The 23,893-nt window shown below is 67.0% G+C and carries 23 protein-coding genes; 7 read left to right on the forward strand and 16 right to left on the reverse strand.

Annotated elements, in window-relative coordinates:
* Positions 1 to 152: 152 nt before the first annotated feature.
* The 7 genes from FB478_RS20790 to FB478_RS20820 form a co-directional block, all read right to left on the reverse strand.
* Positions 153 to 1,568, reverse strand: coding sequence for an aspartate ammonia-lyase (locus tag FB478_RS20790; RefSeq protein WP_056391096.1), 1,416 nt, complete (start codon positions 1,566 to 1,568; stop codon positions 153 to 155).
* Positions 1,569 to 1,608: 40 nt separating this feature from the next.
* Positions 1,609 to 2,649 carry an asparaginase gene (locus tag FB478_RS20795; protein WP_056391098.1) on the reverse strand — a complete coding sequence of 347 codons (1,041 nt, stop codon included), beginning with the start codon at positions 2,647 to 2,649 and terminating at the stop codon, positions 1,609 to 1,611.
* Positions 2,650 to 2,679: 30 nt separating this feature from the next.
* The gene (locus FB478_RS20800) at positions 2,680 to 3,387 is read right to left on the reverse strand and encodes a FadR/GntR family transcriptional regulator (RefSeq protein WP_018771937.1); all 708 of its coding nucleotides are present in this window, start codon (positions 3,385 to 3,387) and stop codon (positions 2,680 to 2,682) included.
* 42 nt (positions 3,388 to 3,429) lie between these two features.
* Positions 3,430 to 4,065: a DedA family protein gene (locus tag FB478_RS20805; RefSeq protein ID WP_144601524.1), complete on the reverse strand. Its 636-nt coding sequence runs from the start codon at positions 4,063 to 4,065 to the stop codon at positions 3,430 to 3,432.
* Positions 4,066 to 4,074: 9 nt separating this feature from the next.
* The gene (locus FB478_RS20810) at positions 4,075 to 4,830 is read right to left on the reverse strand and encodes a phosphatase PAP2 family protein (RefSeq protein ID WP_144601525.1); all 756 of its coding nucleotides are present in this window, start codon (positions 4,828 to 4,830) and stop codon (positions 4,075 to 4,077) included.
* An 83-nt stretch (positions 4,831 to 4,913) separates the two neighbouring features.
* On the reverse strand, positions 4,914 to 5,531 hold the full coding sequence (locus FB478_RS20815; protein WP_018771934.1) for a uracil-DNA glycosylase: 618 nt from the start codon (positions 5,529 to 5,531) through the stop codon (positions 4,914 to 4,916).
* 130 nt (positions 5,532 to 5,661) lie between these two features.
* On the reverse strand, positions 5,662 to 6,915 hold the full coding sequence (locus FB478_RS20820; protein WP_395858371.1) for an HNH endonuclease: 1,254 nt from the start codon (positions 6,913 to 6,915) through the stop codon (positions 5,662 to 5,664).
* 300 nt (positions 6,916 to 7,215) lie between these two features.
* Here FB478_RS20820 and FB478_RS20825 point away from each other — a divergent pair, with 300 nt between their 5' ends.
* Positions 7,216 to 7,728: a hypothetical protein gene (locus tag FB478_RS20825; RefSeq protein WP_056391108.1), complete on the forward strand. Its 513-nt coding sequence runs from the start codon at positions 7,216 to 7,218 to the stop codon at positions 7,726 to 7,728.
* A gap of 17 nt (positions 7,729 to 7,745) precedes the next feature.
* On the opposite strand, the gene FB478_RS20830 is transcribed toward FB478_RS20825, so the two are convergent.
* The gene (locus FB478_RS20830) at positions 7,746 to 8,129 is read right to left on the reverse strand and encodes an RNA-binding S4 domain-containing protein (RefSeq protein WP_018771931.1); all 384 of its coding nucleotides are present in this window, start codon (positions 8,127 to 8,129) and stop codon (positions 7,746 to 7,748) included.
* Positions 8,130 to 8,283: 154 nt separating this feature from the next.
* Here FB478_RS20830 and FB478_RS20835 point away from each other — a divergent pair, with 154 nt between their 5' ends.
* Complete coding sequence (locus FB478_RS20835) at positions 8,284 to 8,640, forward strand: hypothetical protein (RefSeq protein WP_018771930.1); 357 nt, start codon at positions 8,284 to 8,286, stop codon at positions 8,638 to 8,640.
* Between the two features lie 46 nt (positions 8,641 to 8,686).
* Here the strand turns inward: FB478_RS20835 and FB478_RS20840 are convergent, their stop codons facing one another.
* The 4 genes from FB478_RS20840 to FB478_RS20855 all read right to left on the reverse strand — a co-directional run bounded on the left by FB478_RS20840 (position 8,687) and on the right by FB478_RS20855 (position 12,515).
* Positions 8,687 to 9,814, reverse strand: coding sequence for a sulfite oxidase (locus tag FB478_RS20840; protein ID WP_235509790.1), 1,128 nt, complete (start codon positions 9,812 to 9,814; stop codon positions 8,687 to 8,689).
* Positions 9,815 to 9,920: 106 nt separating this feature from the next.
* Positions 9,921 to 10,796, reverse strand: a complete 876-nt coding sequence (locus tag FB478_RS20845) for an SDR family oxidoreductase (protein ID WP_144601527.1) — start codon at positions 10,794 to 10,796, stop codon at positions 9,921 to 9,923.
* Positions 10,797 to 11,801: an aldo/keto reductase family protein gene (locus FB478_RS20850; RefSeq protein ID WP_018771927.1), complete on the reverse strand. Its 1,005-nt coding sequence runs from the start codon at positions 11,799 to 11,801 to the stop codon at positions 10,797 to 10,799.
* 54 nt (positions 11,802 to 11,855) lie between these two features.
* Positions 11,856 to 12,515: a hypothetical protein gene (locus tag FB478_RS20855; RefSeq protein ID WP_144601528.1), complete on the reverse strand. Its 660-nt coding sequence runs from the start codon at positions 12,513 to 12,515 to the stop codon at positions 11,856 to 11,858.
* Positions 12,516 to 12,674: 159 nt separating this feature from the next.
* Here FB478_RS20855 and FB478_RS20860 point away from each other — a divergent pair, with 159 nt between their 5' ends.
* The gene (locus FB478_RS20860) at positions 12,675 to 13,073 is read left to right on the forward strand and encodes a YchJ family protein (protein WP_056391111.1); all 399 of its coding nucleotides are present in this window, start codon (positions 12,675 to 12,677) and stop codon (positions 13,071 to 13,073) included.
* Here FB478_RS20860 and FB478_RS20865 read toward each other — a convergent pair whose 3' ends face one another.
* The 3 genes from FB478_RS20865 to FB478_RS20875 form a co-directional block, all read right to left on the reverse strand.
* Complete coding sequence (locus FB478_RS20865) at positions 13,074 to 13,907, reverse strand: TIGR04086 family membrane protein (protein WP_056391114.1); 834 nt, start codon at positions 13,905 to 13,907, stop codon at positions 13,074 to 13,076.
* A 64-nt stretch (positions 13,908 to 13,971) separates the two neighbouring features.
* Complete coding sequence (locus FB478_RS20870; RefSeq protein WP_056391116.1) at positions 13,972 to 15,972, reverse strand: acyl-CoA dehydrogenase family protein; 2,001 nt, start codon at positions 15,970 to 15,972, stop codon at positions 13,972 to 13,974.
* Between the two features lie 61 nt (positions 15,973 to 16,033).
* Complete coding sequence (locus tag FB478_RS20875) at positions 16,034 to 16,336, reverse strand: hypothetical protein (RefSeq protein WP_026266177.1); 303 nt, start codon at positions 16,334 to 16,336, stop codon at positions 16,034 to 16,036.
* A gap of 269 nt (positions 16,337 to 16,605) precedes the next feature.
* Between FB478_RS20875 and FB478_RS20880 the strand changes: the two genes are divergently transcribed.
* The 4 genes from FB478_RS20880 (at position 16,606) to FB478_RS20895 (ending at position 23,185) form a co-directional block, all read left to right on the forward strand.
* The gene (locus FB478_RS20880; RefSeq protein WP_056391119.1) at positions 16,606 to 18,063 is read left to right on the forward strand and encodes a DUF3375 family protein; all 1,458 of its coding nucleotides are present in this window, start codon (positions 16,606 to 16,608) and stop codon (positions 18,061 to 18,063) included.
* Positions 18,056 to 18,868 (forward strand): DUF4194 domain-containing protein, encoded by an 813-nt coding sequence (locus tag FB478_RS20885; RefSeq protein ID WP_056391123.1) that lies wholly within the window; start codon positions 18,056 to 18,058, stop codon positions 18,866 to 18,868. Before FB478_RS20880 ends, FB478_RS20885 begins: the two co-directional genes overlap by 8 nt.
* Positions 18,865 to 22,338, forward strand: a complete 3,474-nt coding sequence (locus FB478_RS20890) for an ATP-binding protein (protein ID WP_056391126.1) — start codon at positions 18,865 to 18,867, stop codon at positions 22,336 to 22,338. The genes FB478_RS20885 and FB478_RS20890 overlap by 4 nt, the downstream gene beginning before the upstream one ends.
* Before the next feature lie 217 nt (positions 22,339 to 22,555).
* Complete coding sequence (locus FB478_RS20895) at positions 22,556 to 23,185, forward strand: hypothetical protein (protein ID WP_261377499.1); 630 nt, start codon at positions 22,556 to 22,558, stop codon at positions 23,183 to 23,185.
* A gap of 54 nt (positions 23,186 to 23,239) precedes the next feature.
* On the opposite strand, the gene FB478_RS20900 is transcribed toward FB478_RS20895, so the two are convergent.
* Complete coding sequence (locus tag FB478_RS20900) at positions 23,240 to 23,734, reverse strand: FBP domain-containing protein (protein ID WP_018771917.1); 495 nt, start codon at positions 23,732 to 23,734, stop codon at positions 23,240 to 23,242.
* Between the last annotated feature and the right edge of the window lie 159 nt (positions 23,735 to 23,893).

Here is a 23,893-nt window from a genome sequence, read left to right on the forward strand (position 1 = left end):
ATCATCTGGATCTGCCGGGGCTTGAGGTTCTTGTGGTAACCCTTGTCCTCCGCGTGCAGGGAGGTCTCGGACGCATGCGCGTGACCACCATCAATCAGGTGGTCGGGAAGGGGAGTATTTGTCATTGGTGTGTCCTTCGGAGCAGGTGGGGACTACTTGCTGAGGTTTGCCAGGCGTTCGGGGCTCAGGAGTTCCTGGAGCTGGGCGTCGGTGAGGAGCCCGTGTTCCAGGACCAGTTCAGCCACGCCCTTGCCGGTGGCAAGCGCCTCCTGCGCGATGGCGGTGGCGGTGGCGTAGCCGAGGTGGGGATTCAATGCGGTGACCAGGCCGATTGACTGCTCCACGGTGCGGCGCAGGTGCTCGGTGTTGGCGGTGATGCCACGGATGCAGCGGGCCGTAAGGGTGCGGCATGCTGCTTCCAGGTGGGAGATGCTCTTGTGGAGGCTGTGGACGATGATCGGTTCGAAGGCGTTGAGCTGCAGCTGCCCGGCCTCGGCGGCCATGGTGATGGTGACATCGTTGCCGATCACCTCGTAGGCCACCTGGGAGACCACTTCCGGGATGACCGGGTTGATCTTGCCGGGCATGATGGACGATCCGGACTGGACGGCCGGCAGGTTGATCTCGCCGAAGCCGGCGCGGGGGCCTGAGGAGAGCAGGCGGAGGTCGTTGCAGATCTTGGACAGCTTGACCGCCACACGCTTCAGCACGCCGGACAGGTGCACAAAAGCGCCCACGTCCTGGGTGGCTTCAATGAGGTCGACGGCGGTCACCAGCGGCAGTCCGGTGACCTCCGCAAGGTGCCGGCAGGCCGTTGCGGCGTAACCGGCCGGGGCATTCAGGCCGGTGCCGATGGCGGTGGCCCCGAGGTTGATCTCGTGGATCAGCAGCTCTGCCTCCGCCAGGCGCAGCCGGTCCTCGCCGATGGTGACGGCGTAGCTGCCGAACTCCTGGCCCAGGGTCATGGGGACGGCGTCCTGCAGTTGGGTGCGGCCCATCTTGACCACGGTGCGGAATTCCATGGCCTTGGCAGCGCAGGCATCCTCGAGTTCTTCGAGTGCAGCCAGCAGCTCCCTCGCGGCGAAGATGGTGCCCAGCTTCACGGCCGTGGGGTACACGTCATTGGTGGACTGGCTGAGGTTGACGTGGTCGTTCGGGTGCAGCCGCGCGTAGTCACCCTTGGGGTGGCCAAGGATTTCCAGCGCCCGGTTGGCGATGACCTCATTGGCGTTCATGTTCGACGACGTCCCGGCACCGCCCTGCACCACGTCCACCACGAACTGGTCGGCAAGCCGTCCGGCCAGGACGTCCTGGCATGCCTGTTCGATGGCGTCGGCGCGTTCGGCGTCCAGCAGGCCAAGCTCGCGGTTGGTGCGGGCGGCGGCCAGTTTCACGGCGGCAAGCCCGCGGACCAGGTGCATGTTGGAGGACAGCTTCTGGCCGGTGATCGGGAAGTTCTCTACCGCGCGGAGCGTGTGCACGCCCCAGTAGGCGTGGGCCGGTACGTCGCGGTCGCCGAGCAGGTCGTGCTCGGACCGGACGTCTGCGGTGGTTTGGGTGATGGTCATGGGGTCCTTACGGGGCGTCGTTGTCGGGTTCGGACGGTGGTTATGCGGAAACAGGGGCAAGAAAATCGGTGGCCAACAGCCGGCCCACCTGGTGGCCGCCGCCCAGCACGGGTGCGGTGGCGATACCGGTGAGCGGTTCGATGTCCACGCCCAGCGCATCCAGCAGGCGGACGGTGGCGGGCATCCGGGCGCGGTCGCCGCCGTCGGAAATTTTTACACCCACGGCGCTGCCGTCGGCCAGGCCCACCAGCTGCACGCCCTCAAAACCGTCCTTGGCCACGGCGCCGGGCAGCAGGCGCATCAGTTCGGTGACGTCGCGGCCTTCCCCGGCCACCATGTGCGGGTGCTGCTGCATGGCCAGCCCGACGGCGGCCTCCGCACTTCCCGAATCCAAGGCGTCATTGTGCGCGGCCGCTTGGGCGATCCGGCCAAAGGCGCGGGCCATGCCGCGCAGGCTCAGGGCAAACAACGGGGTCCCGCAGCCATCGGTGCTCGCCGCGGCCGGCTCCTCGCCGGTCAGGTCGGTGACGGTCTGCGCAACGAGCTGCTGCAGCGGGTGGGCGGGATCCAGGTAGCCCTGCACGGACCAGCCGTTGATGGCGCAGGTGGCGGCCATGGCGGCGTGTTTCCCGGAGCAGTTCTGGGTGATCCGGGTGGCGTTTCCGCCGTTCCGCAGCCAGTCCTCACGCTCGGTGGTGCCGTAGGGAAGGTCGGTGCTGTTTTCCAGGTCGGTGGGGGCGAGTCCGTGCAGTTCCAGGATGCGCAGGGCGCCGTCCCGGTGGACTGCGGCACCCGAATGGCTTGCGGCGGCCAATGCCAGGAGGTCTGCGGGGAGTTCAAGGCCGGCGCGGACCAGGGCGACTGCCTGGAGGGGCTTGAGCGCAGAGCGGGGGTAGAAGGGAGTCTGGGGATCCCCAGCGGCTGCCGCCACTGAACCGTCAGCCGCAAGGGCGATCGCCGAGCCGTAGTGGACACTTTCCACCAGGCCGTCACGGGTGGCGGCCACCAGCGGGACGTGCTGCGGCAGGGCCAGCTGGGCCGGGGCAGCGGTGTGGGCAGCAGAAAACACGGGGGATGGCATGGAGTCCTAGGAAGGTTTGGTTGGATACGGCTAGTTGTTAAGGATGGAGTCCAGGGCCACGCCCACGGCTTCCAGGTGGTGGGCCATGGCGGCGCGGGCGTTTTCCGCCGAGCCGGCCTCGATGGCAGCGAGGATCTGCTGGTGCTCAATATCGGAGGCATGCTGGCGGTCTGCCACCATGTTCAGGGTCTCGGACTGGTGCGCCAGAGCGTCGCGGATGTCAGCCACGACGCTGGCAAACACTTTGTTGCCGCTGGCGCGTGCGATCGCGGCGTGGAAGCTGGAGTCCAGGGCCACCCAGGATTCCGGATCGGTTTCCGTGGCCATGGCGGCAACGATCCCGCGGAGGACGTCGAGCTCCTCCGGAGTGCGGCGTTCCGCTGCCAGGCCTGCAGCCGGGACCTCGATGTGCGGACGCGCTTCGGTCAGGTCCCGCGCCGAGTATTGCCCCAGCATGAGGTCGTTGGCCACCTTGCTGGCAATGACGAACGTGCCCTTGCCGGTCCTGGTGACCGTGAGCCCCAGCGCGGTGCAGGAGCGGAGGGCTTCCCGGATTACCGATCGGCTGACTCCGTACTGCTGCGAGAGGGTTGCCTCCGAGCTGAGCTTGCTTCCCACCGGAAGCGCGCCGGACTCGATGTCCTCACGGATGGCGTTGAACACCGCCTCGGCAGCGCTCAGCCGGGCAAGGGGGCGGAATGCAGGCTGTCCTGCTGTCCGGCTGTCTGACAGGTTCACGCCTTAAATATGGCACTGGTCACAGTTGCTGTCAAGCTCTCCCTAGTCCTGCCGCCGGCTGGCCGCACGCCGCCGGTCGCGCCGCCGTCGTGACCGGACGTGCCAGACGATGAGCCCTGCCACCGCCACGATCGCTATGACGACGGCGAGATCCCGGCCCGCTGCCTGGGCAACGGCTTCGTAGGAGTTGCCCGCGAGGAAACCCAGCAGGACGAAGCCGATGCCCCACACCATGCCGCCCACCGCGTTGTAGGCAAGGAACCGGCCATAGGGCATCCGGGACGTGCCCGCGAGGGCGGGCATGACGGCCCGGAAAAAGGCGGTGAAGCGGCCCAGGAAGACTGCCGAACCGCCCTTGCGGCGGAGGAAGTCCTGCGCGTTCTCCAACCTCCCGGCGTGGCGGCGCAGCATTCTTGCCTTCATGATGCGCGTGCCCAGATGCTTGCCCACTTCGTAGCCCACGCTGTCGCCGATGATGGCGGCAGCGACCACCAGGGCCATCATCGCGCCCAGCTGCACTTCACCGCGGCTGGCCACTACTCCACCCAGGACGGCCGCTGTCTCACCTGGAACCACGAAGCCCACAAACAATGCGTCCTCGGCAAAGACCAGGCAGAAGACGGCAATATATGCCACAAGCGGGCTGACGTTCAGGAGGCCGTCGATGAAGCCCGTCATGGCTGCTGGTCAGCCTTGCGGGGCCGGGACGGGGCCGAGCTTTGCCAGGAACGGGACCCGGGCCAGCAGTGACAGCCCAAAGCGGTTCCACAGGCCGGTCAGGAACGCGGCACCGGTAGCTGCGGTAAGGAAGGATGCCGTGACGTCGGTGGGGTAGTGCACGCCGAGGTAAACACGGGAGAAGGCCACGAGGACCGCCACGGCGATTCCGAGGACGGCAGCCGCCCGCTGCCACCTGGTGCCGCGGGCCAGCAGGAAGACGGCAATGGCCAGCGCGGAAGCCAGCGCCACATGCCCGCTGGGGAAGCTGTCCGTTCCCGGCTCCGGGATGAGCGGGTTGTACAGGGCTGTCGAGTCCGGGCGGTGCCGGGCCACCAGCACCTTGAACAATTCGCTGCTCACCCAGGCGCCGGCCGCAACCAGGCCCGTGGCGACGGCGTTAACGGGGCTGCGGCGGACCAGCAGCAGATAGAGGCACAGGGCTGCGATCATCAGCACCCCGCCCGCCGGGCTGAACACCACATTGATGAACATCGCCATGCCGGTCAGGGGTGCGGTGTGGTCATGGCTCAGCTCGGCGTCCACGGACATGTCCGCTGACGTCAATGCCGGGCTGAACCTCAGCGCCAGTCCGCCTGCCACAATCAGGACTGCTGCGATGACGGGCACGGCAATCCAGTGCCGAAGCTGGGGGAGCACGGCCATGCGGATGGCTGCAGCCTCCGCTGGAGGTCCTGCCTCATGGGAACGGTCGGGGTGGGACATCAAGGTCAGCCTGGTTCTCTCGCCGGTCAGGGTACCTACGAGTATGCGCCTGCGCGGCTGGAAGAAAGCTGGGAAACCGTCCGCTAAAGGTGCTGGATGCCTGCCCGCTGCATGGCATCACGGTAGGTGTCCACGCTCTTGGCCAGCAGTTCTTCCTGCTTGGCTTCGGAAACAGCAAAGGCCCTGCCGCCGAGGGCAGAGGCCTTGTAGATTTTGATGCCGGCGTTCTTCAGCGATGAATGGTAGGTCTTCTCGAACAGGGTCAGGAACGTGGAGGCGTCCGTGCCGTGCGCGATGATCGCCGAAACGCGGGAATTGATTTTGAGGAACTGCCGGAAAGGACGCAGGCCGTCGGTCTTTTCCTGGACACTCAGGGCCGATGGGCTGCCACTCTCGCGGACCCACGGGTAGGCGTTCCACGGCATGACGTAGCGCGGATCCAGTTCAGCGAGCTCGTAGATCTGGGTGGCTCGGCGGGCCGCTTCGTCGTCGTTGTTGTGGGAGACGAATCCGGACTCCGTCCCCTTGCCGGGGCTCGCCTGAAGGCTGATGATCCTGCACTCGTCTTCGTCGTGGACGGGGTCGATATAGGGGACGACGGAACCGGGCTTCTTTTCCATCAGCTCATCGCAAAGCTGGGTTACCTTCGCGATATTTGGTTCCTGTAGCAGGGCCTTTTTTTCGTCCCAATCAATCGTCACGATTTCTCCCTTTGCAGCGAGGCGTCCAGAATCAGGCGTCCTATGCCACTCTACGCTTTTGCGGGGAGGGGTGAGCACACCAAATTTGGGCCGGCCGGGCTGTGGGAGTAAATGACGACGTCAGGGGGCCTCATGCGCGAACGCCAGCCACTCTTCGTGGGAGTTGCGTGATCGTGCTCCTGCCGGCGGGCGAGCAGGGGTGTGGCGTTCCGGGTGGTGGTGGTGCGGTGGAATGGGGTGCGGTGGAATGGTAGGTGTGGCCGGTGGGGGTGGTGGTTGCCACTCTATGCCGCGGGCCGGGCACCTTTTGGGCGGTCCAGCCGGGGGTTTCCTTGGTGTGGTTGCAGGCTTCGCAGAGGCCCTGGCCGTTGCCGGCGCTCGTGGAGCCGCCATCGTGCCAGGCGGCGATGTGGTCGTGGTGCCGGATCGGGGCGTCGCAGTACGGGGTGCGGCAGGTATCGTCCCGGATCTGCAGGAAGCGTTTCAACCCCGCCGGGAACAGCCGGGCCCTGGAATCCATGCCCACCAGATCCCCGCTGCCGGGGGCGGTGTAAAGCCGGCGGACCCACAGGCTGGGTTCGGTGTGGCCGGCGCCGGTGAGGGCGACGTTCCGGGCCCAGGCGGCGGGGATGGTGCCGTAGCCGGGGAGCCGTGCGGGTTCGGCATCACCCTGGAGGAAGGTCCGGTCGGTCATCACGAGCTGGATCTCGACCCCGCTGACGCCTCCAGAGGTCCCGGTGACGCGTTCGACGAGGGCGTCAGCCATGACCTGCCCCCGGGAGCGCCCATCCCCGGCCGAACGCACCGTATCCGCCTCGCGGGACAACGCGGCGTAGGCGGCCACGGCCTGGGCGACGGGCAGCAGCGCGGTCAGGTAGGCCATGGTGTCCGGGGCCGGCCGCAGGCTCACCGTCCGTTCCGTGACCGCACGGGCGGCCCGTTTGGCGACCGCTGCCGGGTCCCGCCGGTACGCGGCGGCCCGGACCGCGGCAATGATGGCCTTGTCGCCGGCGCCGTCCAGGGTGCCGGTGTCAGCGGCGAGTGCCTCATCCACCCCGGCCCGGTCCTCCGCTGACAGACAGATGGTTTCCTTCACGATCAGGGTTGCCCGCCATTCATTCAGCCGGCCCGCCCGGAACGCCGCGAACGTGCGCGGCATCCCGGGAAGGGTTCTGGCCAGGCCGAGCAACCGGGACCCCCTGGCCGGGGATTCCCGCCGGGCCAACGCGAGCTGCGCCGCGACCCCGGCACCCTGCTCATGAGCCGGGACCCCGGCGGCGGCCTGCTCACCCCGCTGCTGTAGATCAAACGCCACCGCGGTATCGGCCTGACGGGCACCGGCAAGGCACTTCAAATCCTCCAGCCCACGCATCTGGTCGATCATCCCCGCGCTGTCGGCAGCCAGCGGAACAGAAGCGAGCAGCTTCAAGACATCACCAATCGAAGGCGCAGCAGGCGGGAACGGAAGCCCATCCTTGACACCCGTAACAGCAAACGTGCGATGCGGCGGACCAGCAGCCAACAGCCCCCGAGGCTCCGCCCCAAGCACTGCCGCCATCCCACCAACCGCTTCCATGACCAAAGTCTTCCACCAGGGTCCGACAACGACAGCCACCCAAAAGCCCTATGTGGAAAACGGCAGGCTGCAACAGTGAGGGTCCGAGGACATGCTGTTCAATGGATTATGCAGTTCACCAGGAAGGGCCTGAAGGCCGAAGGTTTCGCTGGCTTCCGGCCCATCCAGGATCTCGCGACCATGAGGATCCCGCAGGCAACAGGCCTCTTCACCGTCGTGGCTCCGGAAGGTTTCCAGCCGCGCTTCCTCACGAAAAGCACAGCAGGAGTCTTCAAGAAGAAGGAACCGTCCCTCTCTGCCGCCGCTCTGACCGCCGAGTGGGTAGAGGGCGCCGTCGTTCTCTATGTCGGAAAGGCCGGGCCGGGAAGCAAAGGTAACCGGGGGCTGCGACGTCAGATCCAGGAGTTTGTGGACTTCGGGCAAGGAAAGCCGCCCGGGCACTGGGATGGGCGGGCGATCTGGCAGCTGGCCAATGCTGGATCACTGGCCATTGCGTGGAAAGAACTCCCGGCGGAACAACTGAATGACGCAGAAGCGGCCTGCCATTCAGCTTTCGTGGCGGAATTCGGCCGGTTGCCGTTCGCTAACCTCGTGCAGGCGCGCACCAAGTCTGGCGGTTGACCTCTGCAGCACGCTCCTCACGCAGGGCCGCGCAAACGCTCCATCTCGCGACGGTCCTTCTTGGTGGGCCGCCCGGCGCCCCGGTCCCGTTGCGGCAGTCCAAGTGCCGGCAGGACAGGCCGCGGGGGAGTGTGGTCGGTAAAGCAGTGCGATGCCGCTTCGGCTCCCACACGTTTGGCGATCAGCCGCCGAACCTCCAGGATGCGCTCGTATCCCGGCATGCGGACGGTCACGGTATCACCGGTGACGAGGGTGGCTGATGCCTTGGAAGGGCTGCCGTTGAGGCGGACATGCCCGGCGCGGCAGGCTGCTGTGGCGGCGGACCGCGTCTTATAGGCGCGAATGGCCCACAGCCAGGCATCGATTCGGACACTGGCGGGGGAGGAGGGGAGGCTGGTCATGGTTGGCACCGAGTATAGCCGCGGCCGCGTCGTGCCGTCCCGCGCCTCGTGCAAGACTTGGAGCACCTGCCAGGAAGAGAGAAACGTGGAGCCCTACCGCCCTCACCAGCACCAGGACCCCAGAGCCTGTCCGGATTCATCACAAAGGCCTGCGTTGCCTGCATGGGCGGGGACGTTCCGGACGGTCCTGCTGGTCCTGGCCGCGATTTTGTTGCTGCTTCTGCTGCTCCTGCTCATGATGGGCACGTCAAGAGTCGGGGACATGTATGCCGGCGGCACTTCGGCAGTCCTGCAGGCGACCATCTGGATTGGATTGGCGCTGCCCGCCCTGGGCGTCCCGTACGTGGTGGCCAGCATTGCCTACGGAGCCTTGTGGACGGCAAGGCTGCGGGGCAGGGGCTACCGCCGCTACCCGGCCACGACGTGGATGCTTGTGGCAGGGCCGATTGTTGTGGGACTCTCCATCACGGCCCTGGTCGCGCTGGTCATGGCACCGGCCAGCCTGCTGTGATGCCCGGTAACCCTGACCGGCCGTACCCTTGCACGCAGGACTAACTTCACTCCACCGTCACGCTGACCCGCTGCACCACGTTGTTGCCCATCCCCTGGTAGTTCCAGTTCTGTTCCAGGGGCTGGGTGGCACCAGTGACGTCCGTGGCGCGGCAGGCCAGGACGTGCTCGCCGGGGTCGGCCACCCAGGGCAGGCTCCACCTCCGCCACGCGAATCCGCCGGACGGCTTGTCCAGCTGGGCCGGCAGCCAGGTGCCGTCAATCCCCACCTCGACGGCGGTCACGGCGCCTTCCCCTGACCAGGCCCTGCCTTCCAGCATGACCGGGCCCGGGCGAAGGAACCGTTGCCGGGTGAAGAAGTCCGGAACGCCCGGCGGAACCATCAACGAACGCACCCTGATCCGCGTGACCGGCCGGCCGGCGTCGTCCGCGGAACTCTGGTAGCGGTAGGCGGACTGCTGCTGGAACCCGGTGAACGGCGCCCGGACCACGTCGATGGACTGCAGCCACTTCACGCTGGCCATGCCGTACCAGCCCGGCACCACCAGCCGCAGCGGGTACCCATGCTGCGGCGGAAGGTCGGTGCCGTTCATCTTGTAGGCAAGAACGACGTCGGGACGCAGCGCTTCACGGATCGGCAGGCTCCGCGCGTACTGCTGGGGGACGCCGCCCTGAACCCCGGCATCGGCTCCGGTGAAGACCACCTCCACCGCGTCCGGCAGCACCCCCGCCTTGCCCAGGAGGTACGCCAGCGGCACGCCGGTCCAGTGCGCCGTGCCCACCGCCTCCAGCACCCAGGGCTGGCTCAGGGGCCGCGGTTCCAGGAGCGAGCGGCCGTTGCCCGCGCACTCGAGGGTGACCGGGACGGTGATGGCCGGATCCCTGCGAAGTGCCGCCATTCCCAGCTCCAGGGCACGTTCCACTGCGCCGCCGATCCGCAGATGCCAGGACGAAGCATCAAGGTCGGGAATGTCGAAGTGGGTCAACACGTAGTGAAGCCCCGGCGGCGTGACGTCGCGGCGGAGCGCCTCCAGCGGCAAGGAATGGTTCCGGGCGGCGAGCTGCAGCTCCTCACGCGTCAGTGGACCTGACACGGGCTGCGCGGCCGGGGACAGCACCGGCGCCTGCCCTGCCGCCGGCTCCTGGCCAATGGACTGCTGGTTGCTGTGATTCATGGCGGTGCGATTCTGCTTGGCGTAGTAACCCTGCTTGGCGGAGTAAAAGGTCCCCGCCACAGGTCTACGCCGGGTCCACCCGCCCGTCAACGCATAAAACTGCCCGCTACAGCACCGGCCGCGTCAGGAACTCGCCAAGGCTGATGGGGTCCTGGCCGGTCAGCCCGTGGATGTCCGGCGAGAGCCCCGCCATCTCACCGGCGGCCATCGCCGTGTAGGTGCTGACCCAGGCGTCCAGCTGCCACTGCGGCACACCGTAGGAGGCCCGGGACGCATAGGCTTCCTCCACCGTCTCGGGGTGGTAGCTGATGGTGCGCCCGGTCCCGGTGCTCAGCACCTCCGCCGCCTGTGCCAGGGTCAGTTCCTCCGGACCGGTCAGGTCATAGGTCTTGCCCTTGTGGATGGCCGGATCCCGCAGGACCGCATGGGCGCAGCGGGCAACATCCTCCCGGGCCACGCCCGAGAACACGCCGTCGCCGGCAGGCCCGCGGATCACGCCGTCCTCCCCGGCCAGCAGCGGCAGGAAGTCGAGGTAGAAGTTGTCCCGCAGGAAGGTGTATTGCAGCCCGGACGCCCTGATCCGCTCCTCCGTGGCGTGATGGTCCCTGGCCAGGGTGAAGGTGGCGTCCGGCGCGGCACGGTAAAAGGACGTGTACACCACGTGCTCCACGCCGGCATCAGCAGCGGCGTCCACAAATGCGTAGTGCTGCTGCAGCCTGTCTTCGGCCTCCGCGGCGGACACCATGAAGAGGATTTTCGCCCCCTCCAGGGCGCGCCGGGAGGCAGTGCCGTCCCCGTAGGAACACACCACGGGATGGGCGTCATCCAGCTGTGGCGCCCGTGCCGCATCGCGCACCAGCAGGCGCTGGGCGAAGCCGGAGGCGGCAAGCTGCCGCGCCAGCATTCCGCCCAGGCCTCCGGTGGCCCCGGTGACCGCAAGCTCCGGGAGCTCTGACGGGGACAGTTCCGACGGGGACGCCACTTACGCTTCCCGGGTGGCCGGCGACTTGGTCTGTGCGGGGTCCCGTTCAGCAAGGCCACCGACGGCGTCGTCGATCTTCTTGAGGACCTCCGCCTCCAGCTTCACGCCGGCTGCGCCCACGCTGTCGGCAATCTGCTCGGGCCGCGAGGCACCCACGATGGCTGACGCAACGTTGGGGTTCTGCAGCACCCATGCCACAGCCAGCTGCGGCATGGAGAGGCCCGCTTCCTGGGCGATCGGCTTCAGTTCCTGCACGGCTGCCAGGACGTCGTCGCGCATCCAGCGCTGGATCATCTTGGCGCCGCCCTTTTCATCCGTGGCGCGGCTGCCCTCCGGAGCGGGCTGGCCGGGCTGGTACTTGCCGCTGAGGACGCCCTGGGCCATGGGCGACCAGACAATCTGGGAGACCCCCAGTTCCTCCGACGCCGGGACCACCTCGGCTTCGATCACGCGCCACAGCATGGAGTACTGCGGCTGGTTGGAGATGAGCTGGAAGCCAAGCTCTTTGGACAGCTTGTGGCCTTCCCGGAGCTGGTCCGCGGTCCACTCGCTCACGCCGATGTACAGCGCCTTGCCCTGCCGGACGATGTCCGCGAAGGCCTGCATGGTTTCTTCCAGCGGCGTTTCGAAGTCATAGCGGTGGGCCTGGTAGAGGTCCACGTAGTCCGTTTGCAGCCTCCGCAGCGAGCCATTGATGGACTCCATGATGTGTTTGCGGGACAGGCCAAGATCGTTCTTGCCCTTGGGGCCGGTGGGGCCAAAGACTTTGGTGAAGATTTCCAGGGACTCGCGGCGCTCGTCCTTCAGGGCCTGGCCCAGGACGGTTTCCGCGGCTGTGTTGGCGTAGACGTCGGCGGTATCGAAGGTGCTGATGCCGGCGTCGAGGGCAGCCCGCACGCACTGGGTGGCAACGTCGTTTTCCACCTGCGAGCCGTGCGTCAGCCAGTTGCCGAACGTGATTTCCGAGACTTTGAAGCCGCTGTTTCCGAGGTATCTGAATTCCATATGTTCACGCTAACCCAGATGGTTGCTCAGGGTAAGGGCTTGGCCGTTTCTCCCTTACGACTGGGGGCGCGGATCCTGCGCCTTCTCCTTGAGCACCTGCTGCGGGCCGGCTATGGAAACCAGGGACCCGGTATCCAGCGGCGGTACCGGATGGGGCGGCTGGGGCTTCTTGAAGGACCTGGGCAGCTCATGCGGCGGCCGGTGGTTGTGCAGGGCGGACTCCACCAGCGGGGCTACCTCGGACACCTTCTCGGCAGGGACGGCCGGGTCTGGAAGGTCCCGCACCGACAGTTTGATTTCGGGCGCCGCGGCGCGCGCCCTGGCCTGGGCGCGCTTGTCGGCCTCGGCGACCGCGGAGGCCCAGTCCTCAGCGAGGACCGGGGGTTCATGGCGGGCGGCGGCAAGCTTGGGATGGCGTTCGACGGCGGTGCGGAGCGACTTTTTCAGCCGGTCCGGCTTGAGTGCGGAGGCCCGAGCCCGGAGCGGCCTGCGGGCTTGGTCCGGATTCACGGGGGCGCCGGCGGTACCGGGAGAATCCCTCCTGCCGGGAACGCGCCCGAACAAGGCCATCAGCACAAGGGCGGCAAACCGGCCCAGGCCCGCGAGCACCAAGGTGATAACGCCCAGCAGGAAGAGGACCAGAAACATAAGGAGGGCAACGCCCACCGTGCCCAGGAATGTCAGGTTGAGGACGAGAGTGTCCGGGTTCTCCACGTTCTCTCCTCTCCAATCAACATCCTGGGCCGCCCCGGCACTCACGGCCGGCGGCAGCTCCTTCTCCACCATACGGATTTTTATCAGGCGATGCCGCCGCCTGCCCGGCACGGTTCGAGGTTGTAGCGAAGCTGTTACCGGATATGGCAGCATCACCGAATGACCGAATCGATGGAGTCCGCGAACTGCACGTGCCTGTCCGGGGAGCCGTACGCCGAATGTTGCGGCAGATTCCTTTCCGGCCGCGCATCTGCAGCCACTGCCGAACAGCTGATGCGGTCACGCTATAGTGCGTTCGTCCGGCTGGATGAGGACTACCTGCTGCGCACCCACCATCCGTCCACCGCACCGGCCAGCCTGGACCTGGACCCGGCCGTGGAATGGCGCCGCCTGGACATTGTGTCCACCAGTAACGGCGGTCCCTTCGATACCGAAGGGACCGTCGAATTCAAGGCCTACTACCGGCAGGGCCGGGAACGCGGGGTCCTGCACGAGAAAAGCAGGTTTGTCCGGGAGGATGGCCGGTGGCTGTATGTGGACGGTGACATCCTCGCCTGACTACTCCCCGTCGTCGTAAAACTCGCTGTCCGGGGTGAAGCCGGCGCGGTCGACCTTCCGGTGGAACCGCATGCCCGCCAGGCCGCCCAGCAGCGCGCCGACAAGGGCGACTGCCGCCACCACGATCGCGGCGATGATGCTGGTGGTGGTCAGCTGTCCCTCGTTGATTGGGATCCGCGGGAAGCTGTTCAGGTTGGCCAGGACGTTGAACTGTTGCCCGGCCACCAGGCCCAGGATGGCCACCACAACGGCTGCGATCAGCGCCCAGATCCAGACCATGAGTCCCTGCTTGAGGCCGTTGAAGCGGGCCATCCGCCCGGCCACGTAGCCGCCGCAGTAGTAGGAGAGGAAGAGGATCACCAGCAGCACGATGATGCCCACCAGGCCAACCGTGCCGCTGTTCTGCGCCGCCTGGTTCACGGCCTCGTTGACGTCGGTGTTGCTCGCCAGGCCCACGGCGGTTCCGGCGGCTGCCACCAGTGCGGTGAGGAGCACGGCCATCCCGGTGGCGGTCAGCCATCCGAAGAAGGCCGAGCCCACTTTGATGCCGCCAAACCGCTCCTTCTGGCGCGCGACGGCGGTTTCCCGGTTCGCAAGCGTTGGGTCTGCCACCGGTTCCACCACGGGTGCGGCCCTGGTGGGGGCAGGCTGGTATTCGCGCTCCGCGGCGGGGGCGCGGGTGTAGTCCCGCTCCCGCTGGCCGGCCGGCGCCTGGTCCATCGAGCGCGTGGCGGCATCGTCTGCGGCTGCCTCCCGGTAGCTTCCGCTGCGGGTGGTTTCGTCCTCCCGGGCACGCCGGGGAGGCAGGTTCTCTGGTTCCGTTGAGCTGCTCATGGCTCAACTCAACCACCCGCCCCGGGTGATAGCAAGCGTGCTTACTATTTTGTGACCTGCGGCTTTACCGGTATTTCCGGTGCAGGTCCTCCTTCCTGGATGGGCCCGGCGAGGCATCGGCGATCCACGGGCCGGTGCCTTCGGACTGGTCCAGGACCCCTGCCTCAAGCCATAGGTAGTCACCGGCGAGGACCTTCCGCGTCAACGCCCGGTCGGCATCGTCGGTGTTCCGCCATAGCTGGTCAAAGTACTCGTCCACCCGCACCCTGGCCTGCTCGCAGTAGGCGTCGGCAAGCTCGTAGGCGCCGGCAGCCTTTTCCGGGGCGGTTTTCAGCAGCATCTCTGCACGGGAGCAGCATGCAGTCATGGCGAACAGTTCGGCGCCGATATCCACCACTCGGCCCAGGAACGCCTGCTTCCGCTCCAGCTTGGCCTGCCACCGGCCCATGCCATAGAAGGTCTGCCGGGCCAACCGGCGCGACGACCGTTCAACGAACCGAAGGTGTTTGGCCAGCCTGCCGAACTCCCCGTAGGAGCGGGGGTCCATGCCGGCGCCGGCCACCAGCTTGGGCAGCCACTTTGCATAGAACCCGGAGGCGCCGACGGCGGCCTTCGCTTTGTCCGCCATGCTCGCATCCAGCGAAGCAAGGTCGCCGGCGGCAGCCAGGTGCGCATCCACCGCCTCGCGCGCAATCAGCAGCCGCATGATTTCGGAGGACCCCTCGAAGATCCGGTTGATCCGCATGTCCCGCAGCTGCTGCTCCGCCGCTACGGCACGTTCACCGCGCGCGGCCAGTGAGTCAGCGGTCTCAAACCCCCGTCCGCCGCGGATCTGGACCAGTTCGTCCGCGATCCGGCAGCTGATTTCCGTGGCCCAGAGCTTCGCGAGCGCGGCCTCGATCCGGACGTCCTTCTGCCCGGCATCGGCAAGTTCTGCGGAGAGTTCGAACACGGCATCCAGGGCAAAAGCCGTGGCCGCGATGAAGGCGATCTTCTTGCCGACTGCCTCATGTTCACCCACGGGCCTGCCCCACTGGGTACGGGCGTTGGACCATTCACGGGCAATCTTCAGGCTCCAGCGCCCGGACGCCACGCACAGCGCCGGAAGCGCCAGGCGGCCGGTGTTGAGCGTGGTCAGCGCGATCTTCAGTCCCTGGCCCTCCCGGCCCAGCCGGTTGGCGGCCGGCACCCGCACCTGGTGGAACCGGGTAACCCCGTTCTCGATGCCGCGCAGGCCCATGAAGGCATTGCGGTTTTCCACCGTGATGCCCGGCGAGTCCATTTCCACCACGAACGCGCTGATGCCGCCCTTGTGCCTGGTGCCGTCCGGATCGGTGTGCGCCGGGACAACTGCCATGACCACCACCAGTTCCGCGATCACCCCGTTGGTGGTCCAAAGTTTCACGCCGTCCAAAAGGTACGCGTCGCCGTCGTCCGTGGGAGTTGCCGTGCTGCCCAGCCGGGCGGGATCGCTGCCCACGTCCGGTTCGGTGAGGAGGAAAGCAGTGACGGCGCCGGCAGCGCACCGCGGCAGGTACTCACGCTTCTGTTCGGGCGTGCCGAACACCTTGACCGGCTCGGGCACGCCGATGGACTGATGGGCGGAGATGAGGGCGCCCAGGCTGGGGTGCACGCTGCCCAGCAGGGCAAGGGCCCTGCCGTAATAGACCAGGGAGAGGCCCAGGCCGCCGTATTCCTCCGGGATCTTCATCCCGAAGACGCCCAGGGCAGCCAGATCCTTGATGTATTCGTCCGGAATCTTCGCTTCCCGTTCAATGACCCGCCCGGACATGGTTTTGGCGAACTCCGTGAGGCGGGCCATGAATGCCTCGCCCTTGTCCACGGAAGCGGTGTCGGCAGCCGGCCAGGGATGGACGAGGCCCAGGTCGAAACTGCCCAAATAGAGGCCCTTGGCGAAGCTGGGACGGTCCCAGCCGGATTCACGGGCGGCTTCGGCAACGGCCCGGGCATCTTCGGCGGTGGCTCCGGCGCCGATGTTGCCGGCGGGGACGGGGGTTTCTTCAGCCGGGGCGTCTTTGGCCTGGCTGTCAGTTGCGGAGGTCATGGGTTATCTCCTTGGCCGGAGTGGCCGGTGTAGCCATGGATCCGCCGGGTTGGAGAACCCTTCAGCTGTCCCTCAAGATTACCCGCGGGTAGGTTCCGGTGCTAGGGGATGGCTGCGCCTGGAAATCGCCGGGCAGTTCCACGGTGGAGGCCCGGTGGACCAGCCGGTCCCAGCCGGAGTTGATCCCGTGGACCACCGCCAGGAGCGTATTGGCCACCACCATCCAGGTGAGCTTGCCCACCCCCAGCAGCGCCAGGGCAACCAGCCCCGCCGAGAGGACGAATGCGGCCAGGACTGCGCCGAACACCAGCGTCCCGATGAAGACCAAGGTGGCTGTTTCCACTGAGCTTAGATCGAACTGCATGAATCCCCCTGCTGCGACGTTGCTTTGCATAAGACTGCGGTGGCGAAGACCAGTAGCAGAAGCGTAGGGGGACAGCTGCGCGGCCAGCCAGACCCGGCACGGGCGGGGGAGCCTGTTGATATGGGATCGAAATGCTACCGGCAGGTAGGTCACGGAGCGGTCGCGGCGGCTGCGTTAACCTTGTAGTTGGCAGTTTTCCGGTTCGTCCCCTGCGTGCCGCCCCTGCCCGGTCCCCGTTCAGCCCCCGTTCAACAGTCCAAGGAGAGTGCGTGCCCCGCTCCGCCAGGTCATCCGCTGACGCCATCAGCGCCCGGCTCCGGGACCTCGAACTCCTCACCAAGGGGCCCGCGTGGGCACTGACGCGTTCGGCGCCCTGGGTGATCGCCGTGCTCCAGGCTTCCTTCACCCGCACCCGGCCGCAGGTGCCGCTCGAGGAATTCCATGCCGACGTCGACTCCTTCCTTGAGGAGCTCCGGCGCCAGGATCCGGGCCTGGGCGGAGGGGCCAGCGGAAAGGCGTTCGGGGATGAGTGGACCCGGCGGCAGTTCCTGACCCGGCGGAACCAGTCAGGCCAGATCGTCTACGAGGCCACCGAGCCTGCAGCACGCGTGCTCGCCTTCCTTGACAGCCTTTCCAGCGAGCGGTCCACGTTGAACGGTTCCCGGCTGGGCACCCTGCTGGGGGACGTGGAAAAGCTCGCCAACGAGACCAACCCGGACCAAAGTGCGCGCCTCGAAGCCCTGGAAGAGGAAATCGAAGAGCGGCAGCAGCTGATCCAGGACATCAGCACGGGCGACTTCGACGGCCTGCTTGACGACGACGAGGCCGTGGAGGCCGCCGGAAACATCCTGGACCTGGCCGCCAGTTTGCCCGCGGACTACAAAAAGATGCGCGACCGGATCGAGGAACTGGTGGGCGGACTGCGCAACCAGATCATCGAGGAGTCGCTGACCAAGGGCGCCACCATGGCCCAGGTCCTGGAGGCGGACAAGCGGCTCCGCCAAAGCCCGGAGGGCAGGACGTTCCGGTCCTTTACCGCCTTCCTGGAGGACCCGCAGCAGCAATTGCGGTTCCGGTCCGCGATTGGGGAGGTCCTGAGCCGCCAGTTCGCGGATGACCTGTCACCTGACGACCGGGAGACACTGAAGAACCTGGTGGCCGAGCTCCGGCAGCAGCACAGCCAGATCCAGCGCATCTACGGCAAGCTCAGCGAAAGCCTGAACACGTACGTCCAGAGCGACGACTTCCGCCAGTCGGTCCGGCTCCGGAAGGTCCTGCGTGAGGCAGAACAGGCCATCCGTTCACTCCCGTACGAGCGTGAACGGCCCGGCCTGGTTCCCGGCCCCGTCCTGTACAACGCAGGGTTTGAGTCACTGTCCATGGTGAAGCTCTTCGACCCCGACGAGTTCGCGGCACCACCCAGGCTGGCCGATCCCATCGCGTTTACCGACTCGGACCGGGTGCGCTCGCCGCGGACGGGCAAGGCCAGGCCCGACGTCGTCCGGTCCGCCATGGCTGGGGCTGCCACGCTCGCCGACGCCTGGCAGCAGCTGCCGCCCGAAGAGCAGCACATCAACACCATCCGCGCACTGCTGTCCGAGGCCCTGCACGCCGGGGCCGACTTCAACCGCAGCACCTGGGATGGCCTGGACTTCGAACAGATAGACGGCTCCACCCGCAGGGCCTACCTGCCCGTGGTTACGCTCGCAAAGGATCCACATGACTGAAGTTTCAAACGCTGAGGGCCCAGAGCTGATCGAAGACCAGCCGCGCGGCGAAGGGGCGGTGGCGGCACCGGGCGTTGAGCGCCCCTTCGCAGTGTCCCCGCGCGACACCTTCGTCGACGGCGCTGCCCTGTTCCCCGGCGATACCGGCGTCCTGTCCATGAAAGTGCGCCAGGCCCTGGTGAAGCTGTTGAAGGGCCCGTACATCGACGGCGGCCGGGACGAAAAGCTCTGGACGGTACTGCTGGACAACCAGGTGATCCTGCGCAGCCGCCTGTCCGAGCTGTTCCTGACCCTGCAGCTGGACCACGAGCGGAAAATCGCGGTCCTTCGCCCCGTGGACCCGGACGTCATCGGCGGGAGCGCCCGGTCCAGCATCCTGCGCCAGCAGCGTGCCCTCAGCCGGGTGGAAACCATTGTGCTGCTCCGGCTCCGCCTGCTGCTGGACCGGCACGTCACGGCCCAGACCGACCCCACCATCACCCGCGAGGAGATCACGGACCTGGTGGCGCACTACCAGCCCGCCGGCCAGCAGGACGCCCTGCGCGACTCCGATGTGGTCACCCGTGCCATCACCAAGCTCCTGGCCCGCCAGCTCCTGCTCCCCACTGGACTGGACGACGTCTACACCATCTCCAACGCCCTGCCCCTGGCCCTGCCGTTCGAAAACATCGGCGACATCCCGGCCCACATCGAAGCCCTCGTAGCCGCCTCGGCTGACCAATCAGGAACGGAGCCGCTCCTGGACCTGGAGGACACAGCCGCCGCGGAGACGAACGGAACCACGTCCGAGGAGGATGACCAGTGACCATCGCAAGCATGCTCCCGCTGGGGGATGTCACCAACCCGGGCCAGATGCGGCTTGCGTTGGTGCAGGTGGTCAACTGGGGGACGTTCCATGGAGCGCACACCATGCATGTTGACCGGAACGGAACCCTGCTGACCGGTAACTCGGGCGTGGGTAAATCCACGCTGTTCGACGCGATGCTGCGGGTCTTCGATGCGCGGCCGCGGTCAAACGAGGCGGCGGCGCAGCGGTCGGGCGGTGCCGTGGAGGACAAGCGGACCACCTTCACGTACATGCGCGGCAAGGTGGGGGACAAGGCGGTGGGGGAGGGCTCGGCGAGTGCGTTCCAGCGCCCGGGTGCCACCTGGTCCGCCGTCGCCCTGACCTTCGACAACGCCGCCGGGACGCGGGTGACGGTGTCGGCGCTGTTCGACCTGCCCAAGAACGGCACGGAGTCCAGCGTGGGCCGGTTCTACCTGATCGACAACGTGCCCCTGGACCTTGAGGCGGTTGAGGGCATCGCCGACAAACGGTTCACCAAGGGCGCGCTTGAGGCGATCTTCCCGCACGCCCAGGTCTTCGACGTGCACAAGGCGTTCGCGGAGCGGTTCCGCCGGCTGCTGGGAATCAACTCGGACCAGGCCCTGCCCCTGCTGCGCGTCATCCAGGCCGGCAAGGGCCTGGGCGGCAGCGTCAACACCTTCTTCCGCGACCAGGTGCTGGATGCCCCGGCAACCCTTGCCGCCGCCGATGACGTGGTGGAGGAGTTCAGCAACCTGATGTCCATCCGCCAGCGGCTGGAGGATGTCCGGCAGCAGCGCGACCAGCTGGCGCCGGTGCCGGGACTGAACCGCGAATATGCGCAGTCGCTGCTGGACGCGAACCGGCTGCGGGAGCTGGTGGGTGGGGAGTTCGAGGCGTACAGGCAGCAGCTCGCCGTCACCGTGCACCAGAAGACGCTGGTCCGTTTCCGCGAGCTGGCGCAGGCGAAGGCGAAGGAACTCGGCGCCGAGCGTGCGGTCCGCGACAACCTGGCCAAGGAACTGCGGCAGCTGGAAACCGAGTACAACAACCAGGGCGGCAACGCGATTTCCGCGATTGAGCAGTCGCTGGAGAACGCCCGGGTTGGCCTGAAGCTGCGGCGCCAGGTGGAGGAGGCGGCGCAGCAGGCATTGGCCGACGCCGGGCTGCAGCTTGAGTGGAGCGCGGCCGGCTGGGAGCAGGCACACGAGCAGGCGGCGGCACGGTCGGCCGAGCTGAAGGATGATTCGCAGGCTCTGCAGGAGCTGCGGTTCGAGGCCTTCGACGCCCACGCCAGCCGCAAGCGGGAGCTGGCGGCTGCCGAGCAGGAACTCGTGTCGTTGAAGACGCGCAAGTCCCTGCTGCCGCCGTCGAGCATTGAAAACCGTGCCGCCATCGCCGCTGCCACCGGTATTGCGGAAGACCGCATGCCCTTTGCCGGCGAGCTCATGGACCTCGCAGACGGCGAGGAACGGTGGCGCCCCGCTGCCGAGCGTGCGCTCCGCAGCCTGGCCACCACCCTGCTGGTGCCCGGTGAGCACTTCGGCGCCGTCACCCGCTACCTGAATGACCACAACGTCCGCGGCGCGCTGCGGGCAGTGGACGTCTCCAAGCCGCTCGCCGGCGGCGCGCTCGCTGTGGAGGACGTGCGCGACGGCGACCTGCTCACCAAGCTGGATATCCTCGAGTCCGGCGCGGCGGCCGAAGCCGGCGGGTGGGTCCGTGAGCGCATCGCGCTGGACTTTGCCTACCCCTGCGTGGAGGACCCGGACGAGCTGGCAGCCCTGGACAAGGGCCTGAGCCTGGGCGGCGTGGTCAAGCGGAACCGCCACACGGTGGAGAAGGACGACCGCTTCACCAGCCGCCAGGACTACGTCCTGGGCTTCGACAATGCCGCCAAGCTGGAACTCGTGGCCGGCCAGGTGGAGGACCTCCGGCAGGAAGTGGCCAAGGCCGCCGAACTGGCGCAGAGCCGCGAGGACTCGCACCAGGGCATGAGCCGCCAGCTCGACGCCCTGCGCCGGATTGCCGAAGACGACCGGCCCTGGGAACAGGTGTCCGCGGCCGTTGCTGCCGATGAGCTCACCAGGATCGAGCAGCGGCTCAAGGACGCACTTGCCGCGCAGGCGGACCTGGAGCCCCTGCGCGCCACCATCGAGGAGGTCCGGCAAAAGCACCAGACCAGCACCGAGTCCGCGGCCGTCCTGCAAAGCGAATACAAGGCATTGGACCGCCAGCTCACGGCTGCGGATTCACTGCTGGAAGCGGCGCGTGACCGCCTGGCCCAGGCGCCGCCGTCGGACGCTACCGTGACGGCGCTGGAACCGTACTTTGCGGAATTCGGCGACGTTACCGAAATGCACGAGCTGGACAACCTTGCCAACCGCGTCCGGACCACCCTGCTGGGCGAACTGCACACTGCTGAATCACGGGGGCAAGGGACAGCCGAGCGGCTCACCCGGATTTTCGAAGGCTTCGTCCGGGAGTGGGGCAGCGCCATTTCGGCGGACCACGGCACCAGCATCGGCGCGGCCAGCGAATTCGAAGCCCGCTACCATGCCATCGTCAACGACGGCCTGCCGGCGCAGGAGGCGGAGTTCCGGCAGTTCTTCAACCAGCGCACGCACGAATCCTTCAGCACCCTGCTGCACCTGCTGGACGAGGAACGCCGCTCCATCACCAGCCGCATCCTGCCCCTCAACGGCATCCTCTCCCAGGTGAACTTCCATGAGGGCAGTTACTTGGAGCTGGATATCAAGCAGACGCTGCCGCCCACTGCCAAGCAGTTCAAGGACGCCATCCAGAACGCCTTGAAGGCCCGCCACGCTCGGCCGGCCAGGACGGACGCCGCCAGGGGGGAGGGGCCGGACGGTGACGACGCCGAGCTCACCGCGCGCTACAAGTCCCTGGAGACCCTGGTCAAGAGGCTTGGCTCGCAGGCGCCGGAAGACCGGCGGTGGCGGGCGGAGGTGCTCGACGTCCGCGGCCACCTGTTCATCCAGTGCAAGGAGCACCGGGAAGTGGCCGGCCCGGCGGCTGGCAAAAAGAAGGGCGGCGGCACGAAGACCGAGGTCTTCATGCACGCAGACACCGGTTCCATGTCCGGCGGCGAGCGGCAGCGGTTCACCGCGTTCATCATGGCCGCGGCCCTGAGCTACCAGCTGGGGATCGCCGATCAGGGCTTCACCACCTACGGCACCGTGATGATGGACGAAGCGTTCGTGCTCGCCTCCGAGGAATTCGCCGGCGCCGGCATCAAGGCCCTCCACGAATTCGGGTTCCAGCTGCTGCTGGCCGCCCCGGAAAACGTCATCGATCTGTCCCGGCACCTGGGCTCCGTCACCGAGATCCTCCGTGACCGCCGCACCAACCGCTCCGGCGTCCTCACGGCCCCGGTGATCCGGCCGCGTCCGGGGGAGGAAGGAGCCTGGCGCTCCGAGGCAAACCCGGTGGATATCGTCCTGCGCTGAAACCGGATCCAGCAATATAACAAATTGATGGATTTATCGCTCCGGCCGTGGTGGCCGGTCTTTTCGCTGTGCCACTCTGGGCTTTACCAACTCACCTCGCCAGAGTAGATCCCATAGGTACTGCAGGATGCTGGGTCCGCACTTTCTCCGAGAGAACGATGGCGTCCTCTTGAAAGGCACCCCCATGCGCCCACGGCACCCCGCTCCAATCCTCCTTGTGATAACAGCCGCAGCGGCGCTGTCCCTCGCCGCCTGCGCGGACTACGCCCCCGCAGGGAGCGGGGGCGCGTCCACGGAGACTGCCGTTCCGCCGCCCTCGCCTGCTCCCACGTCCGCGCCCACTCCTGCCGGGATGGTGACCTATACCTTCCCCGATGGCCGGCTGTCCTTTGCCCATCCGGCGGACTGGCGCGTGGTACATGAGCAGGTTTCCGCATCACCCCCGGTGGAAACGGCCGCCGTCATTGATGCCAACGGCGCCGGGCGGGTCAACATCTACTACAGCCAGGTGGGTGACGCCGTGGCCGGTCCTGATGCCAGGTTTGTCCTTGCGGCGGACCCTGTGCCGGGGCTGGTGGGCCACACAGTTCCCACGCCCCATTCGTCGTTCTTCGCCGATCACGTCAATGGTGCCGTTGAGTACCGCATGGGGCTGACGGCGGGATTGCCGGTGTCACCGGACGGCAAGGTGCAAAACGGGCCCGTCATGCTCGGCGACCGCATTTTGGCCGCAGACGTGCTGTTCACCGGTCCGCCGTTTGCCAATGACGAGGCGGCGAAGGCGTGGTACTGGGGCGGGGACGGCCAAAAACTGAAGGCGTTGCTGATGAGCTTCTCTTACCGCTGAGGCACATGGGGAAGCCCTCCGTCACCGGAGTGATGGAGGGCTTCCGCTGACCGCCTACTTATTCTGCACGCGGGCCAGGAACTGCGCGGTGCGGTCCTGCAGGCCCTGGATCTGGCGTACCACGACGGCCGCCGGATCGGGGTTGATCTCGTTGGCCGGCGGTTCCTTGCGGACGTTGCCACAACACAGGAAGTCGGCGCAGATCAGGGTCCCCACGGTGTTGCCGTCGCGTCCTGACTGGCCTGCGCGCCTTGCGACCCAAAGGAGCACGTCCTCCTTCGAGAACACATCCCGGCACAGTTCGCACAATACCGAGCGGTTCTTCCTGGCTCCTCCTTCGGGCGCCCGGAGGAGGATGCCCGTGAGGCCCTTGGGGCCGGGAACCACCAAGTACCCGCGCAGCGGCATCTTTTCATCGCGCCAGCCCAGGAACTCCAGGCTGTCCCAGTCCAGGGCGTCGAAGTTCCTGGGCAGTGTCAGCTTGGCTGCTTCTGAGCGGCTGGCGTTGACGAAGGATGAACGGATTTGTTGGGGCGTGACTGATTGCATGGCTGAACTTTCGTAAAGGGTGGGCGGCCCTAAGCCGGGCCGGGGTAACAGGGGAGTCAGTCAGTCTCCGCGGAGCAGGCCAAAGCGGCCACCCCGCTTCCCATGGCAGCGGCGGCCGGAACGACCTTTTGCATGCGCATTGTTCCCGTTGTTCCGTTT

Origin of the sequence: Arthrobacter sp. AG367 (genome assembly GCF_007828995.1) — a bacterium.
Classification (GTDB): Bacteria; Actinomycetota; Actinomycetes; order Actinomycetales; family Micrococcaceae; genus Arthrobacter.